This window comes from Streptomyces sp. NPDC048018, assembly GCF_043202995.1.
Classification (GTDB): Bacteria; Actinomycetota; Actinomycetes; order Streptomycetales; family Streptomycetaceae; genus Streptomyces.
The window spans coordinates 38,538-54,667 of record NZ_JBIDBK010000008.1; the positions used below are offsets into that span (position 1 = coordinate 38,538).

Below are 16,130 nucleotides of genomic sequence, written 5' to 3' on the forward strand. Positions count from 1 at the left end.
CCGCATGAGGGTCGTCTCGCTGGTGCCGTCGCTCACCGAGGCCGTCGCCGTCTCCGCGCCCGGCGCCCTCGTCGGCGTCACCGACTGGTGCACCCACCCCGCCGACCTCGGCGGGGCCGTCCGGATCGGCGGGACCAAGAACCCCGACATCGACGCCGTGGCCGCGCTGCGCCCCGACCTCGTGATCGCCAACGAGGAGGAGAACCGGGCCCCGGACCTGGAGGCGCTGCGGGCGGCCGGCCTCGACGTGCTCGTCACCTGCGTCCGCACCCTCGACCAGGCCTTCGCCGAGCTCGACCGGGTCCTCGACGCCTGCGCCGTGCGCAGCCGGCCGGGCTGGCTCGACACGGCCGAGGCGGCGTGGGCCGCCGTCACCCCCGACGGGCCGCCGCGCACCGCCGTCGTCCCGATCTGGCGCCGCCCGTGGATGGTGCTCGGGAGCGACACCTTCGCCGGCGACCTGCTCGCCCGGCTCGGCGTGCGGAACGTGTACGCCGCCCACCCCGAGCGCTACCCGCGCGTCCCCCTCGACGAGCTCAGGGCCGCCGCGCCCGAGCTGGTCGTGCTGCCGGACGAGCCGTACCGCTTCACGCACGCCGACGGCCCCGAGGCGTTCCCCGGGGCCGCCGTGGCACTCGTCGACGGACGGCATCTCACCTGGTACGGGCCGTCCCTGGCCGAGGCGCCCCGGGTGCTGCGAGCAGCGCTCCGCTGAACAGACCGCGCAGCGTGTGGCCGGCCGCCACCAGCCAGGCCGCGACGAGGAACACGTACAGCCCGACCGCCAGCCAGTGGAAGGCCGGCAGACCGGTGTGCCGGGCCAGGCCCTCGGCGCCGGTGACACAGGTGCCGACCGGGAAGGTGAAGGCCCAGAAGGTCATCGCGAAGCCCATGCCCCGGCGGCGGGCCCGGACGACGAGGGCACCGGCGAAGGCCATCCACAGCAGGGCGAAGCCCATGACGGGGACCCCGTAGAGCACCGCGAAGGCGGAGAAGGCCCGGGCGTACGGCGCGGCCAGCACGCCCGGCGCGACGTCGGCGAACTTGCTCGCGGCGGTCGTCGACTGGCCCAGCGGCCCCAGGACCAGGAACAGGGTGGGGGTGAGGGCGGCCGGCAGCGGGCCGTGGGTGACCAGGCGGCCGAAGACGAGGGGCAGCATGACGAGGGTCGCGAGCAGGCTGATGCCGAACATCGCGTAGCAGGCGATCAGGAACGTCTCCTGGGCCTGGCCGGCGGGAAGACGGGGGACGAGCAGCGGGCCCAGCGCGGCCGAGACCATCGGGGCGACGACCGGCAGCAGCCAGACGGGGGCCGCGCCCTCGATGCGGTGGCGGGCCACCATCAGGTACGGGATCGCCACCGCGGCCGCCAGGCCGATCAGCGTTCCCGCGGTGAACAGGACGGCGTCCAGGGCGACCGCGGCGGGGAGGCCGATCCAGTCCCTGCCGACGACCACCGCGCCGCCGCCCACCGCGAGCAGGGCCATGGACAGACAGCCGTAGAACGGGGCGACCGCGGGGTCGAGGAGATGGGCGCGGGCCTGGTCGCGGTGGTGCGTCCAGTGCAGGGCGCGCGCGGAGAGCAGTGTCAGCAGCATCGCGAGGGACAGGGCCCACAGGAGGGCGCAGGCGGTGCGCAGGCCCGGGACGTCCAGGGGAAGCGTGGCGCCCGCGGTGCCGACGATCGCCGTGCCCATCACCGAGGCGTACCAGTGGGGTCCGAGGTGCCGGACCGAGGTCCACCGGGCGTCGGGGGTGGTGACGCCGGAGACCGGCCGAGAAGGTGCGAGGGTTGCCATGACCTCAGCCTCCCGCGCGATCAATGCCCCCACCAGGGACGATGTTGCTATGAGGTCATAAGCTGGCGTTATGAGTTCTCGTCCGGGCGACCTGCCCAGCCTGCTCTCCCACCGGGTTCCCGACCTCGGCGCACTCGAGCTGCTCCTCGCCGTCGCCCGGCACGGCAGCCTCGGACGGGCCGCGCGGGACGTCGGCATCACCCAGCCCGCCGCGAGCAGCCGCATCCGTTCCATGGAGCGGCAGCTCGGGGTGGCGCTCGTGGACCGCTCCCCGCGCGGGTCCCGGCTGACCGACGCGGGGGCGCTCGTCACCGACTGGGCGCGGCGGATCGTGGAGGCGGCGGAGGCCTTCGACGCCGGGGTGCAGGCGCTGCGCGGGCGGCGGGACTCGCGACTGCGGGTGGCCGCGTCCATGACGATCGCCGAGTACCTGCTGCCCGGCTGGCTCATCGCGCTGCGCGCCGAACGCCCCGACACGGCCGTCTCGCTCCAGGCCGGCAACTCCGCGGCGGTCGCCGAGCGGCTCCTCGCGGGCGAGGCGGACCTCGGCTTCGTGGAGGGGCTCGCCGTCCCCGAGGGGCTCGACGGCGCGGTCGTCGCCCACGACCGCCTCGCCGTCGTCACCGCTCCCTCGCACCCCTGGGCCCGGCGCGGCCGCCCGGTCGACCCGGCGGAACTGGCGGCGACCCCGCTGGTCCTGCGCGAGCGCGGCTCGGGCACCCGGCAGGTCCTCGACGCGGCGCTGGCGGGCTTCGGCGGCCTGGCCCGCCCGCTGCTCGAACTCGCCTCCACCACCGCCGTGAAGGCGGCGGCGGTCAGCGCCGCCGGCCCGGCCGTGCTCAGCGAGCTCGCCGTCGCCGAGGAACTCGCCTCGCGGCGCCTGGTCGCCGTCCCGGTGCGGGGCGTCCTGCTCCGTCGTGACCTGCGGGCGGTCTGGCCGACGGGACACCGGCCGACCGGCCCCGCGCGCGACCTGCTGGCGCTGACGCGGGCGCGGCCCGCGGGGTGAGGGAGGGGAGGCCGCCGCCACCCGCGCACCCTGCGGCCCCCCTTGCCCCGGCGCCGTCGGCCCCTCTGCCCGTCGGCCCGTCAGCCTGTCGGCCCCTCTGCCGGTCAGCCCGTCCCTGCGCTCCGGAACGTCACGCGGCCGCCGACCGCAGTCAGGACCACCGGCAGGTCCGGGAGGTCCGTCGCGGAGGTCGTGAGCGGGTCGTCCGCCAGGACCGTGAGGTCCGCGCGGTGCCCGAGCGCCAGGCGGCCCGCCTCGTGGTCCTCCGCCGCCGCGTAGGCCGCGTTGACCGTCATGCCGCGCAGCGCCTCCAGCGGCGTCAGGGCCTGCTCGGGGCCGTGCGGCGGCTGGGTCAGGTCGCGGGTGGGGCGGCGGTGGCGGGCGCCCGCCATGACGCCGAGGGGCGGGAACGGGGCGATCGGCCAGTCGGAGCCGAGGACGACGGTGGCGCCCGCGTCCCAGAGGTCGCGGCAGCGCCAGGCCCGCGAGGCCCGCTCCTCGCCGAGGCGGCGGGACCAGTTGTCGGTGTGGTCGGCGCGGGTGAAGTCGCAGCAGTGGGTGGGCTGCATGGAGGCGATGACGCCGAGCTCCGCGAAGCGGCGCAGGGTGTCGTCCGGGACCGTCTCGATGTGCTCGATCCGGTGGCGGACCCCGCGGCCCGCCTTCTTGATCGCGTCCAGGGCGTGCCGTACGGCCGCGTCCCCGATGGCGTGCGTGGCGGTGGGGACCCCGGCGCGGTGCAGTTCGCCGATGACGTGGGTGTAGGCGGCCGGGTCGGGCCAGAAGGCGTGCGTCGACTCGCCGTGGCAGTCGGGCCGTTCCAGCCAGGCCGTGCCGTTGTCGATGGTCCCGTCCATGAACAGCTTCACGCCGTCGACGCGCCACAGGTCACCGCCCCGGCCCTGTCGCGCGATCAGTTCGTGCACGGCGTCGGCGTCCGCGCCGGGCTGGCACCAGGGCGTGACCCGCAGCCGGAGGGGGAGTTCGCCGGCGGCGTCGAGCTCGGCGAGCAGGGTGAGGCTCTCGCCGTTGGCGTCCATGACGTGACCGCCGGTCAGGCCGGCCGCGGCCATGGAGCGCAGTGCGGCGGCGAGGCGGTCACGGCGCTCGGCGTGGGTGGGCCGGGGGGCGACCCGCTCGACGAGTTCGCAGGCGGCGTCCTCCTGCAGCAGGCCGGTGGGGCGTCCGTCCGCGTCGCAGACGACCTCCGCCGAGGCCTGGGCGAAGGTGCGCGGACCGTCGACGCCCGCGAGTTCGAGGGCCCGGCGGCTGGCCAGGGCCGAATGGGCGTCGAAGAGCAGCAGGAAGGCCGGGACGCCGGTGAGGACGGCGTCGAAGGGGGCGATGCCCACGGGTTCGTCACCGAACACGTTGGGGTCGAGGCCCCAGCCGAACAGCCAGTCGCCGCGTCCGAGTTCGGGGACGGCGCCGGCGAGCGCCGCGCGGACGTCCGCGAGGTCGGTGCAGCGGGAGAGGTCGAGGCCGTGGGTCAGTTCGGCGCCGGTGACGGGGTGGAGGTGCCCGTCGACGAGTCCCGCCGTCACCACGGCGCCCTTGAGGTCGATCACCTCGGTCCCGGCGCCCGCGAGTGCGCGGATCTCCCGGTCGTCGCCGAGCGCGGCGATCCGCCCGCTCTCGGACACGGCGAGCGCGGTCTCCGGCAGGAAGGAGCCGGTGCCGGGGTCGAGCAGTCGGGCGGAGGACAGGACGAGGGGGGTACGCACACGAGCTCCAGGCGGGAACGGGGGTCACGGGGCGGGAGGATGCGGCTCAGGGCCGTGCGGGGTCCGGGGGCGCGGACGGCGCGGACGGCGCGGACGGCTCGGACGGCTCGGACGGGGCGTCGGCGGGGGAGTCGTCCGCCCGGGGTGCGGTGCTCCTGGACGGAGCGGCGGGCAACACGGCCGGCAGCGCCGTGGCCTCGCGTTCGAGCGTGCCCGGCGGCAGGCCGAGTTCGCGTTCCGCGAGCGTCACGGCCATCCGCAGCACCGGCTCCGGGCGGTTGCTGCGGTCGGTGTTGGCGTGGGCGCCCAGGCCGTCGAGGACGACGAGGATCTGGATCGCGGTGACGTGGGGGTCCGCCGTCCGGAACTCGCCGCGGGCGATGCCGTCGCGGATGAGGCCTTCGAGCCGTTCGTCGGAGGCGAGTTCCTGCTCCGCGACCTGGTCACGCAGCACGGAGCGGTAGCGGCTGAGGTGCCGGGCGTTGATCCAGAGGCGGCTGATGTCGTCGTACGCGTCCCCGGAGGAGAGCGCGAAGTAGCGCGCGAGGTACTGGGTGGGGGTCCCGTCGGGGCGGTCGGCGGGCAGCAGGGCGTCGAGCTCGTGGGTGGCGGCGGTGCCGAAGGCCTCGGCGACCAGGTTCTCCGCGGAGGGGAAGTAGTGGCTGATCAGCCCGGGGCGCACGTCGAGCTCCTCGGCGATCCGCCGGAGGGTCGCGCACTCCAGGCCCTCGGCCAGGGCGACCGTGGCGGCCGTGTCGACGATCTCCGCACGCCGGGCCTCGGGGGACTTGCGCACGCGTTTGCGCTGGACGCTGGAGGACATGCCGGTGATGTTATTGAGTGCACGACCAATAAGCAACCGGGCAGGCCGTCACCACGCGGCCCCCGCGCAGGGGCGAGACCCGGGCAGGCTCTTCCGGTGTCCGCCGGCGTCGATCCGGCAGGCCCCTCGCCGTCAGGCACTGTCCGTCGCCGTCCTCGCCGGCGCCTCGCCGGCCGCCTCAGGCGTCGACATCGCCCTCACCGGCCCCGCCCCCGCCCCCACGCCCGCCCCCGCGCCCGGCGCCCGCGCCCTGCCCCGCCGCGGGCGACCCGGGCCTCCCGTACGCCCTCCCGGAGTGCGGGCGGGACCTGCCGCTAGCGCCCTCCCGCCGCCTCGACCAGCCCCCGCATGACCCGCAGGTCCTCGCCCATCTCCGGGTGCCACTGCACGCCGAGGGCCCAGGCGGGGGAGGGGAGTTCGATGGCTTCGACGGTGCCGTCGTCCGCGTGCGCCGAGGCGACGAGGTTCTTGCCGAGGACCTCGACGCACTGGTGGTGGTAGGTCGGGACCTCGGTGCGTTCCGGGGCGAGGGTGGCGTAGCGGGTGCCGGGGATCGGGGTGACGGGGTGGCGGCCCATGACGCCGACGCCCTCCGTGTGGCCGTCGAGGTGCTGGACGAGGGTGCCGCCCAGGGCCACGTTCAGGAGCTGCATGCCGCGGCAGATGCCGAGGAGTGGGGTCCCGGCGTCGAGGGCCGCCTCGATCAGGGCCAGTTCCCAGCTGTCCCGGGCCCGGGCCGGCGGGCCGGTACGGGGGTCCGGCGCGGCCCCGTACCGCACCGGTTCCACGTCCGCGCCGCCCGCGACCACCACGCCGTCCAGCCGGGCGACGGTCTCCGCCGCGGCGGACGGGTCGTCCGGCGGCAGCATGACCGCCAGCCCGCCGCTCTCCCGGACCAGGCGCGGGTACGCGGCGGGGAGCAGCGCCGCGGGCAGGTCCCACACGCCCCAGCGGGCCTGGTCCAGGTAGGTCGTCACGCCGATGAGCGGCTTGGGCACGGGGTCCTCCGGGGTCGGGATCGGGGGTCGGTCAGCGTTCGAGTTCCGCCTCGGCCGCGGCCAGCGCCGCGAACTCCTCCTCGGGCGCCTTCGCCACCAGGTGGTGGCGACTGTAGAACGCGAAGTACGCCAGGGCGATCACGTACACCCCGAGCGCGATGAACGCCGCGTCCTTGTCCACCAGGAAGGTCGCCACGAGGGCCGAGAGGGCGAGGACGAAGGCGATCGAGGAGGTCACCATGCCGCCGGGGGTGCGGTACGGCCGGGCGAGGCCCGGCTCGCGGCGGCGCAGCACGATGTGGGAGAGCGCCATCAGCGCGTACGAGATCGTGGCGCCGAACACCGCGATGTTCAGCATCCGGGCGCCGTCGCCGGTCCCCGCGGCGAGGGCGAAGCCGAGCGCGCCGGGGATCAGCAGGCCCAGGTACGGCGACTTGCGGCGGCTGGTGAGGGAGAGGAAGCGCGGCAGGTAGCCGGCCCGGGACAGCGCGAAGAGCTGGCGCGAGCCCGCGTAGATCAGCGAGAAGAAGGAGGCGACGAGACCCGCGAGGCCGGCGTAGTTCACGAAGCGGCTGAGCGCGGTCGGCTCCCCGTCCCCCTGCAGCGCGACCACCAGCGGGTTGCCGGCCTCCTGGATGGCCGCCGAGCCGCGCGCGCCGGTCGCCGCGAAGAAGGTCACCACCGCGAGCAGCACCAGGATGCCCATCGACAGGGCGAGCGCCCGCGGCATCGAGCGCACCGGGTCCTTCGCCTCCTCGGCCGCGAGCGGCACGCCCTCGACGCCCAGGAAGAACCACATGCCGAAGGGGAACGCGGCCCAGATGCCGAGCAGGCCGAAGGGCAGCCAGGAGTTGGATCCGAGCGCGCCCGGGTCGACCGGGATGTCGTCCAGGCCGTTCACGTGGAAGTCGCTGAGGGCGCCGAGCGCGAAGACCAGCAGGGCCGCCACCGCGACGGCCGTGACGATCAGGCTGAACCGCAGCGCCTCGCCCACGCCCCAGAGGTGGATGCCGATGAAGAGGGCGAAGCAGACGAGGTAGACCGGCCAGCCCGACTCCAGGCCGAAGAGCCCGAGGGACTCGACGTAGTCGCCGATGAAGATGGAGATGGCGGCGGGCGCGAGCACGTATTCGATCAGGATCGCGGTGCCGGTCAGGAAGCCGCCCCAGGTGCCGAGCGCGCGCCGGGCGAAGCCGTAGCCGCCGCCGGCCGTGGGCAGGATCGCGGACAGCTCGGCGAGCGAGAAGACCAGGCAGGCGTACATCGCGCCCATGAGGACCGTCGCGATGGCCAGGCCGCCGAAGCCGCCCTTGGACAGGCCGATGTTCCAGCCGGAGAAGTCGCCGGAGACGACGTACGCGACGCCGAGCCCGGTCAGCAGGAGCCAGCCGGCGCTGCCCCGGCGCAGCGTGCGCCGTTCCAGATAGTCGTCGGCGGCGACCGTGTTTCCTGTGGTGCCTGAGGTGTCTTCCAGCGTCATGACTGCGCTCAGCTCCCCGCAACGGGCCCAATGGATTGGTGCCATACCTTTGCGTCGGGCATGCGGGGAGCGCAAGTCCCCTGCGTTACTTTCGGGTTACGCCGCGGGGCCTGGTGCGGGTCCGGATGCGGGCCCGGCGCCGGGTGCCCTCAGGTCAGGAAGCCGCGCAGCAGCGCCGCCGTCCCCGCGCAGTGCTCCCGCATCACCTCGCGCGCCGCGTCCGCGTCCCCCTCCAGCACCGCCTCCACCAGGGCGGTGTGCTGGTGCTGCGAGTGCTCCAGGTTGCGCACCAGCAGGGGGATGCAGTCCAGCAGGTCGTTGACGGTGGCCCGGACCGCCGCGTACTGCGCGGTCAGCGTCGGTGAACCGGACAGCTCGGCCAGTGTGAGGTGCAGCAGCGTGTCCTGGCGCCGGTAGTCGCCGAGCGGTGCGTCGTGCGTCGCCGTGAGCGCCGCCCGCAGCCGCTCCGCGCCCTCCTCGTCCAGGCCGTGCGCCGCGCACAGCCCGGCCGCGCCGACCTCCAGGACCTCGCGGAAGCGCAGCGTGTCCTCCACGTCCACGGCCGCGATCCGGCGCCGCAGCTCCGCCTCGTCGGCCGTCTGCGGGCGCTGCAGCACGAACGTCCCGCCGTACCGCCCGCGCCGGCTCTCCACCAGACCCTGCTCCTGCAGGACCTTCAGGACCTCGCGCAGCGTGACCCGGCTGATCCCCATCCGGTCGGCGAGCTCCCGCTCGGCCGGCAGGCGCTCCCCGCCGGGCACGAGTCCCAGCCGCACGACCTGCAGGATCTGCTCCAGGGCCTCCTCGAAACCGTTGCCCGCGCGCACCGGCCGCAGCACGGGCGTCAGCCGGTCCGGCGATTCACTCGTACTGGACACCTCGTCGTTTCCCCTTCCCAAGCAATGGTCCTGAGCAATACCTTATGGCTTCCGGCAGGCCGAAGGAGGAGTAATCCCGTGGCAGACCGCACACCCCCGCTCACCGTCGACGAGCTCCGTGCGCTCGTCGCGAGCGGCGAGATCGACACCGTCGTCCTGGCCTTTCCCGACATGCAGGGCCGGCTCCAGGGCAAGCGGTTCGCCGCCCCGTTCTTCCTGGAAGACGTGCTCGACCACGGCACCGAGGGCTGCAACTATCTTCTGGCCGTCGACACCGAGATGAACACCGTCGACGGCTACGAGATGTCCTCCTGGGACCGCGGCTACGGCGACTTCGCCATGCACCCCGACCTCGGCACCCTGCGCCGCCTCCCCTGGAACGAGGCCACGGCCATGGTGATGGCCGACCTCGCCTGGAGCGACCGCAGCCCCGTCGTCGCCGCCCCCCGCCAGATCCTGCGCCGCCAGCTCGAACGGCTCGCCGCCCACGGCTTCACCGCCCACGTCGGCACGGAGCTGGAGTTCATCGTCTTCAAGGACACCTACGAGCAGGCGTGGGACGCCAACTACCGGGGGCTGACCCCGGCCAACCAGTACAACATCGACTACTCGGTGCTCGGCACCGGCCGGATCGAACCCCTGCTCCGCCGCATCCGCAACGAGATGGCCGGCGCCGGCCTCACCGTCGAGTCCGCCAAGGGCGAGTGCAACCCCGGCCAGCACGAGATCGCCTTCAAGTACGACGAGGCCCTCGTCACCTGCGACCAGCACGCCGTCTACAAGACGGGCGCCAAGGAGATCGCCGCCCAGGAGGGCTGCTCGCTCACCTTCATGGCGAAGTACAACGAGCGCGAGGGGAACTCCTGTCACATCCACCTCTCCCTCCAGGACGCCGACGGCCGCAACGTGATGGCCGGTGACGGAGCCGACGGCATGTCGGACGTCATGCGGCACTTCCTCGCCGGACAGCTCGCCGCGATGAGGGACTTCTCCCTTCTCTACGCCCCCAACATCAACTCGTACAAGCGTTTCCAGCCAGGTTCCTTCGCCCCCACGGCCGTGGCCTGGGGCCCCGACAACCGGACCTGCGCGCTGCGGGTCGTCGGCCACGGGCGCTCCACCCGCTTCGAGAACCGGCTGCCCGGAGGTGACGTGAACCCGTACCTCGCCGTCGCCGGACTCGTCGCCGCCGGCCTCCACGGCATCGAGCAGGGCCTCGAACTCCCGCCCGCGTGCACCGGGAACGCCTACACCGCCGAGTACGAGCACGTCCCCACCACGCTCCGCGAGGCCGCCGAGCTCTGGGAGAACAGCGAGATCGCCAAGGCCGCCTTCGGCCCCGAGGTCGTCGCCCACTACCGCAACATGGCCCGCGTCGAGCTCGACGCCTACGACGCCGCCGTCACCGACTGGGAACTGCGCCGCTCCTTCGAACGCATGTGAGGAACGACTTGCCGCACGAACTGCACGTCCTGAACCCGGCGACCGAGGAGGTCGTCGCCACCGTCCCCGCCGCCACCGCCGCCGACGTCGACGCCGCCGTCCTCCGGGCCGGCGCCGCCCAGCGCGCCTGGGCCGCCGCCGCTCCCGCCGACCGGGCCCGGGTCCTGCGCCGCTTCGCCGCCGTCGTCGACGCCCACGTCGAGGAACTGGCCCTCCTGGAGGTCCGCGAGGCCGGCCACACCATCGGCAACGCCCGCTGGGAGGCCGGGAACGTCCGCGACCTGCTCGACTACGCCGCCGGCGGCGCCGAGCGCCTCATCGGACGCCAGATCCCCGTCGCCGGGGGCCTCGACATCACCCTCCTGGAACCCCTGGGCGTGGTCGGCGTCATCGCGCCCTGGAACTTCCCCATGCCGATCGCCGCCTGGGCCACCGCCCCCGCGCTCGCCGCCGGCAACGCCGTCGTCCTCAAGCCCGCGGAGACCACCCCGCTCACCGCCCTGCGGCTGGCCGAGCTCGCCCTGCAGGCGGGCCTCCCCGAAGGCCTCTTCCAGGTCCTCCCGGGCGAGGGACCGGTCGCCGGCAACGCGCTCGTCGAACACCCCGGCGTCGCCAAGATCGTCTTCACCGGCTCCACCCGGGTCGGCAAGCAGATCATGGCCAGGGCCGCCGACCAGGTGAAGCGGGTGACCCTCGAACTCGGCGGCAAGAGCCCCAACATCGTCTTCGCCGACGCGGACCTGGAGGCCGCGGCCGCCGCGACGCCGATGTCCTTCCTCGACAACAGCGGCCAGGACTGCTGCGCCCGCACCCGCATCCTGGTGCAGCGCGACGTGTACGACCGCTTCCTGGAACTCCTCACCCCCGCGATCGAGGAGATCGTCGTCGGCGACCCCCTCGACGAGCGCACCCAGATGGGCCCCCTCATCTCCCGCGCCCAGCTCGACCGGGTCCGGTCCTACGTCACCGAGGACCTCACCGCGGTCCGCGGCAAGGCCCCCGAGGGGCCCGGCTTCTGGTACCCGCCGACCCTCCTCACCGGCGTTCCCGAGGACGCGCCCTGCGCCGTCGAGGAGATCTTCGGCCCCGTCGCCGTCGTCCTGCCCTTCGACGACGAGGCCGACGCGATCCGGCTCGCCAACGCCACCCCGTACGGCCTGTCCGGCTCCCTGTGGACCCGTGACGTCGGCCGCGCGCTGCGCGCCTCCCGTGCGGTCCGGGCCGGCAACCTCTCCGTCAACTCCCACTCCAGCGTCCGCTACTGGACCCCGTTCGGCGGCTACGGCCAGTCCGGCCTCGGCCGGGAACTGGGCCCCGACGCCCTGACCGCCTTCACCGAAACCAAGAACGTCTTCATCAGCACGGAGGCCTGACCGCATGAGCACCCACGAGATCATCTGCCGCCGGCTCGTCGGCCGTACCGCCGTCATCACCGGCGCCGGCAGCGGCATCGGCCTCGCCACCGCCCGCCGCCTCGCCTCCGAAGGCGCCCACGTGGTGTGCGGCGACATCGACGAGCGGGCCGGCAAGGCCGCCGCCGAGGAGGTCGGCGGCACCTTCGTGAAGGTCGACGTCACCGACCCGGAGGAGGTCGAGAACCTCTTCAAGGTCGCCTTCGACACCTACGGCTCCGTCGACATCGCCTTCAACAACGCGGGCATCTCCCCGCCGGACGACGACTCCATCCTGGAGACCGGCCTGGAGGCCTGGAAGCGCGTCCAGGACGTCAACCTCACCTCCGTCTACCTGTGCTGCAAGGCCGCCCTGCCGTACATGCGGCGCCAGGGCCGCGGCTCGATCATCAACACGGCCTCCTTCGTCGCCGTCATGGGCGCGGCCACCAGCCAGATCTCGTACACCGCGTCCAAGGGCGGCGTCCTCGCCATGTCCCGCGAGCTCGGCGTGCAGTTCGCCCGCGAGGGCATCCGCGTCAACGCCCTGTGCCCCGGGCCGGTCAACACCCCGCTGCTCCAGGAGCTGTTCGCCAAGGACCCCGAGCGGGCCGCGCGCCGCCTGGTGCACATCCCGGTCGGCCGCTTCGCCGAGGCCGAGGAGATCGCCGCCGCGGTCGCCTTCCTCGCCAGCGACGACTCCTCCTTCATCAACGCCACCGACTTCCTCGTCGACGGCGGCATCTCCGGCGCGTACGTGACCCCCCTCTAGACCCCGCCACCGCCGCCACCCCTCCCCACCCCCACACCCCCACCCGCGCAGCCGGGCGTCGCAAGGCGCCCGGCTGTCGCGCGTACGTACAGGAGAGAGCCCATGAACAGCCCGCTCCGCACCGCCGCCGCCGCGGCCTCCCTGGCCCTCGCCGCGACCGGCCTGCTCCCCACCGCGAGCGCCGCCGCCCGGCCCGCGGGCCCTCCGGACTGCCCGACCCTCACCGTCTCGGAGGGCTGGTACGGAGACAACAGGGCGCGCCTCGACGAGCTGATCGCCCGCCGCTGCGCCACACGGGCGCACGACGCGCTCCACGGCCGCAAGGGGACGAAGCCCGTCGCCGTCTTCGACTGGGACAACACCGTCGTCAAGAACGACGTCGGCGACGCCACCTTCCACTGGCTGCTCCGCAACGACCGCATCCGGCCGCCGCGCCACGGCGACTGGAGGACCACCAGCCGCTACCTCACCGCCGAGGCCGCCCAGGCCCTCGGCGCCGCCTGCCCCACCGGCGTCCGCACCCTGCCCACCGCGGCCCCCACCGCCGCCGCCACCCGCTGCGCCGACGAACTCCTCGCCGTGTACGGCACGGGCGCCACGACCGGCGGCAGGGCCGCGTTCGCCGGATACGACCACCGCCGCATGGAACCCCAGTACGCCTGGCTCGCCCAGCTCCTGCGCGGCTGGACCGCCCGCGAGGTCCGCTCCTTCGCCGCCGCGGCCCGCGCCGAGAACCTCGCCGCGCCCCAGGGCGCCACCCAGCGCGTCGGCAGCCGCCAGGTCACCGGCTGGGTCCGCTACTACGACCAGCAACGCGACCTGATCCGCGCCCTCCGGGGCGCCGGGTTCGACGTGTGGATCGTGTCCGCGTCCCCCGAGCCCGTCGTGGACGTCTGGGCGCCCGGCGTCGGCATCGACCCCTCCCATGCCGTCGGCATCCGCAACACCACCGAGCACGGGCGCCTCACCGCGCACCTCCAGGGCTGCGGCGGCGTCCGCGACGGCGAGGACCGGATGATCACCTACATCGACGGCAAGCGCTGCTGGATCAACCAGGAGATCCTCGGCGTCCACGGCCCCGCCGCCGAACGCGTCCAGCCCGCCGCCCGCCGCCAGGTCCTCGCCGCCGGCGACTCCGACACGGACGTCACCTTCCTCCGCGACGCCACCGGCCTTCGCCTCGTCCTCAACCGCAACAAGACCGAACTCATGTGCCGCGCCTACGACAACGCCGACGGCCGCTGGATCGTCAACCCCATGTTCCTCGACCCGAAACAGCCCCGGCCCACCCCGTACCCCTGCGCCACCACGGGCTACACCGCCGCCGACGGCACACCCGAACCGGTGCGGCGCTCCGACGGCAGTGTGGTGCCGGACCAGCAGGACACCGTCTTCTGACGCGCCGGGGTGCGATGGGCGTGGCCGCCGCACCCGGGCGGCGGGGCGTCGAACTCGTGCTCGCGGTGATGCTGTTCACCGACGCCACCGAGACCCGCGACTACGCGCGACTGCGCGGGCCGGTGGGCGGTGGACGCCTGCTGGGGATCGCGCTGCCCGCCTCGCTCGTGCTCGCCGGTCTGTTCGGCGCGCTGTGCTTCCCCGGCACGAACGGATGGCTGCTCGCCGTCATGGCGCTGGTCGTCATGCCCATCGACCTGGCCCCGGTCCTGAGCCTCCTGCGGGACGAGCACGTCCGCTGCGGGTCCGGGCCGCCCTCAACATCGAGGGCGGCTTCAACGACGGGCTGGTCTCGCCGCTCTTCGTGTTCTGCGTCGCGAACCTCGTCTCGGCCGAGGGCGCCGGCTTCGGCGACCTGCTCCTGAACGCCCTCAAGGGCGCCGGCTACGCGACGCTCGTCGGCTCGGTCGTCGGGCTGCTCGCCTCCTGGCTCGTACGCACGGCGCACGCGGCCGGCTGGGCCGAGCCGACCGGACTGCACCTGGCCGGCCTCGCCCTGCCCTTCCTGACCTACGCCGCCTCCGTCCTCGTCGACGGCAACGGCTTCGTCGCGGCCTTCGTCGCCGGCCTCTGGTACGCGAACACCGTCCACGTCCTCGGCACCGGCTCCCTCGACCTGGTCCAGGACGTCAGCCATCTCCTCGCCCTGGCGGTCTGGTACGTCTTCGGCGCCCTCGCCACCGAGGCCTTCCAGGGCGGCCGGGTCCCGCAGATCCTCGGCTACGCCGCCCTCGTGCTCCTCGTGGCCCGCTTCGTCCCCGCCGTCGCCTCGCTCGCCGGCACCGACTTCACCCGCGCCGAACGCGCGGCGGTCGGCTGGTTCGGCCCGCGCGGCGTCACCTCGATCGTCTTCGCGGTCCTCGCCTACATCCAGCTCGCCGAGGACGAGGCGGCCCTGATCCTCGACGTCACGGCCGCCACCGTCCTGCTCAGCGTGGTCGTGCACGGCGCCAGCGGCGAGCCCGTGGCCCGCTGGTTCGCCCGCCACCCCCGGCCCGGGGAACCCGCCGGACCGCCCGCCCCGGGGACGGCCGGCCCCGAAGGCGCGCCGGCCCCTCCCGGTCCCGCCTAGAGGAAGGTCCGCCCCTCGCCCCGGTACGTCGGGACCGCGGCCGTCACGCGGTCGCCCTCCACCAGGTGCAGCGTGTCGAAGCGCTCGCACAGCTCGCCCGCCTTCGCGTGGCGGAACCACACCTTGTCGCCGATGCGCAGGTCGTCCGCGGGGGAGCCGAGCAGCGGGGTCTGCACCTCGCCCGGGCCCTCCTGCGGGTCGTACCGCAGCCCCTCCGGCAGATAGGGGACGGGAAGCCGGTCCCGCCCCGCCGCGCCCGAGGCCGGGTAGCCCCCGCCCAGCACGGTCACCACGCCCACCCCCGGGCGGCGCACCACCGGCTGGGCGAACAGCGCCGCCGGACGCCCCGAGAACGACGTGTAGTTGTCGAAGAGCCGCGGTACGAAGAGCCCCGAGCCCGCCGCGATCTCCGTCACCGCGTCCTCGGCCGCCGTGTGCTGCACGCTCCCCGTGCCGCCGCCGTTCACGAACTCCAGGTCCGGCGCCACCGCCCGCACCGCCCGGACCACCGCCGCCCGGCGCGCCGCCAGCTCCCTGCGGGCCGCGGACTGCATCAGCCGGATCGCCCGCGAGCGCAGCGGCCGCCCCGCGACCGCGTCGCCGACCCCGGCCACGTGGCCCTCGTACGCCATGATCCCCACCAGCCGGAAGCCGGGACGGCGCGCCACCGAGCGGGCCAGCTCGGCCAGCTCGGCGGGCTCGCGCAGCGGCGAGCGCAGAGCCCCGATCCGTACCCGGCCGCCGAGCAGGCGCAGCGAGGTGTCCAGCTCCAGGCAGACCCGGACCTCCTCCGTGCCGCCCGCGCGCGAGGCCTCGATCAGGTCGAGCTGCGCCACGTCGTCGACCATCACGGTCACGGCGCCGGCCAGCTTCGCGTCACCCGCGAGCTCCCCGTACCCGGCCCGGTCGGCGGACGGGTAGGCGAGCAGGACGTCCTCGAACCCGGCCCGGGCCAGCCACAGCGACTCCGCGAGCGTGAAGGACATCACGCCCGCGAAACCGTCCCGCGCGAGCACCCGCTCCAGCAGCGCCCGGCAGCGCACCGACTTGCTCGCGACCCGGACCGGCTTGCCGCCGGCCCTCCGGACCAGGTCGTCGGCGTTCGCGTCGAAGGCCTCCAGGTCGACGACGGCGACAGGCGCGTCGAGATGGGCGGTGGCCCGGTCGTACCGGGCACGGTCGGCGGCACGGGGAGTCATGGGCCCGAGCTTGCCAGACCGGTTTACGCGTGGGTAGCCCCTGGGTTCCCGCGCCCGCGGGAACAGCCCGTAGAGTGGCCGCCA

At 74.4% G+C, this 16,130-nt stretch carries 15 protein-coding genes; 8 read left to right on the forward strand and 7 right to left on the reverse strand.

Annotated elements, in window-relative coordinates; translation table 11 throughout:
• Positions 1-4 precede the first annotated feature (4 nt).
• Positions 5-715 (forward strand): helical backbone metal receptor, encoded by a 711-nt coding sequence (locus tag ACGF1Z_RS27680; protein WP_393008559.1) that lies wholly within the window; start codon positions 5-7, stop codon positions 713-715.
• Here the strand turns inward: ACGF1Z_RS27680 and ACGF1Z_RS27685 are convergent.
• Positions 654-1,799, reverse strand: coding sequence for a TDT family transporter (locus ACGF1Z_RS27685; RefSeq protein ID WP_393008561.1), 1,146 nt, complete (start codon positions 1,797-1,799; stop codon positions 654-656). The two genes, ACGF1Z_RS27680 and ACGF1Z_RS27685, sit on opposite strands and share 62 nt — an antisense overlap.
• Before the next feature lie 70 nt (positions 1,800-1,869).
• Here ACGF1Z_RS27685 and ACGF1Z_RS27690 point away from each other — a divergent pair, with 70 nt between their 5' ends.
• The gene (locus ACGF1Z_RS27690) at positions 1,870-2,808 is read left to right on the forward strand and encodes a LysR family transcriptional regulator (protein ID WP_393008563.1); all 939 of its coding nucleotides are present in this window, start codon (positions 1,870-1,872) and stop codon (positions 2,806-2,808) included.
• Between the two features lie 104 nt (positions 2,809-2,912).
• On the opposite strand, the gene ACGF1Z_RS27695 is transcribed toward ACGF1Z_RS27690, so the two are convergent.
• The 5 genes from ACGF1Z_RS27695 to ACGF1Z_RS27715 form a co-directional block, all read right to left on the reverse strand.
• Positions 2,913-4,532, reverse strand: a complete 1,620-nt coding sequence (locus ACGF1Z_RS27695; protein WP_393008565.1) for an amidohydrolase — start codon at positions 4,530-4,532, stop codon at positions 2,913-2,915.
• Positions 4,533-4,578: 46 nt separating this feature from the next.
• Complete coding sequence (locus ACGF1Z_RS27700) at positions 4,579-5,355, reverse strand: TetR/AcrR family transcriptional regulator (protein ID WP_393008567.1); 777 nt, start codon at positions 5,353-5,355, stop codon at positions 4,579-4,581.
• 314 nt (positions 5,356-5,669) lie between these two features.
• A complete protein-coding gene (locus ACGF1Z_RS27705; RefSeq protein ID WP_393008569.1) occupies positions 5,670-6,353 on the reverse strand; it encodes a gamma-glutamyl-gamma-aminobutyrate hydrolase family protein in 684 nt (227 codons plus the stop codon).
• A gap of 31 nt (positions 6,354-6,384) precedes the next feature.
• Entirely contained in the window at positions 6,385-7,833 is a 1,449-nt protein-coding gene (gene eat / locus ACGF1Z_RS27710; protein ID WP_393008571.1) for an ethanolamine permease, read from the reverse strand.
• Between the two features lie 149 nt (positions 7,834-7,982).
• Positions 7,983-8,711, reverse strand: a complete 729-nt coding sequence (locus ACGF1Z_RS27715; RefSeq protein ID WP_393008573.1) for a FadR/GntR family transcriptional regulator — start codon at positions 8,709-8,711, stop codon at positions 7,983-7,985.
• Between the two features lie 78 nt (positions 8,712-8,789).
• Here ACGF1Z_RS27715 and ACGF1Z_RS27720 point away from each other — a divergent pair, with 78 nt between their 5' ends.
• The 6 genes from ACGF1Z_RS27720 to ACGF1Z_RS27745 all read left to right on the forward strand — a co-directional run bounded on the left by ACGF1Z_RS27720 (position 8,790) and on the right by ACGF1Z_RS27745 (position 14,847).
• Positions 8,790-10,154 (forward strand): glutamine synthetase family protein, encoded by a 1,365-nt coding sequence (locus ACGF1Z_RS27720; RefSeq protein WP_393008575.1) that lies wholly within the window; start codon positions 8,790-8,792, stop codon positions 10,152-10,154.
• 8 nt (positions 10,155-10,162) lie between these two features.
• Entirely contained in the window at positions 10,163-11,527 is a 1,365-nt protein-coding gene (locus ACGF1Z_RS27725) for an aldehyde dehydrogenase family protein (protein WP_393008577.1), read from the forward strand.
• Positions 11,528-11,531: 4 nt separating this feature from the next.
• Positions 11,532-12,317, forward strand: a complete 786-nt coding sequence (locus tag ACGF1Z_RS27730; RefSeq protein ID WP_393008579.1) for a 3-oxoacyl-ACP reductase — start codon at positions 11,532-11,534, stop codon at positions 12,315-12,317.
• A 102-nt stretch (positions 12,318-12,419) separates the two neighbouring features.
• Positions 12,420-13,715 carry a haloacid dehalogenase-like hydrolase gene (locus tag ACGF1Z_RS27735; RefSeq protein WP_393008581.1) on the forward strand — a complete coding sequence of 432 codons (1,296 nt, stop codon included), beginning with the start codon at positions 12,420-12,422 and terminating at the stop codon, positions 13,713-13,715.
• Between the two features lie 20 nt (positions 13,716-13,735).
• Positions 13,736-14,140, forward strand: coding sequence for a hypothetical protein (locus ACGF1Z_RS27740; RefSeq protein ID WP_393008583.1), 405 nt, complete (start codon positions 13,736-13,738; stop codon positions 14,138-14,140).
• The gene (locus ACGF1Z_RS27745) at positions 14,080-14,847 is read left to right on the forward strand and encodes a cation:proton antiporter (protein WP_393008585.1); all 768 of its coding nucleotides are present in this window, start codon (positions 14,080-14,082) and stop codon (positions 14,845-14,847) included. Before ACGF1Z_RS27740 ends, ACGF1Z_RS27745 begins: the two co-directional genes overlap by 61 nt.
• Here the strand turns inward: ACGF1Z_RS27745 and ACGF1Z_RS27750 are convergent.
• Positions 14,844-16,046: an amino acid deaminase/aldolase gene (locus tag ACGF1Z_RS27750; RefSeq protein WP_393008587.1), complete on the reverse strand. Its 1,203-nt coding sequence runs from the start codon at positions 16,044-16,046 to the stop codon at positions 14,844-14,846. The genes ACGF1Z_RS27745 and ACGF1Z_RS27750 overlap by 4 nt on opposite strands.
• Between the last annotated feature and the right edge of the window lie 84 nt (positions 16,047-16,130).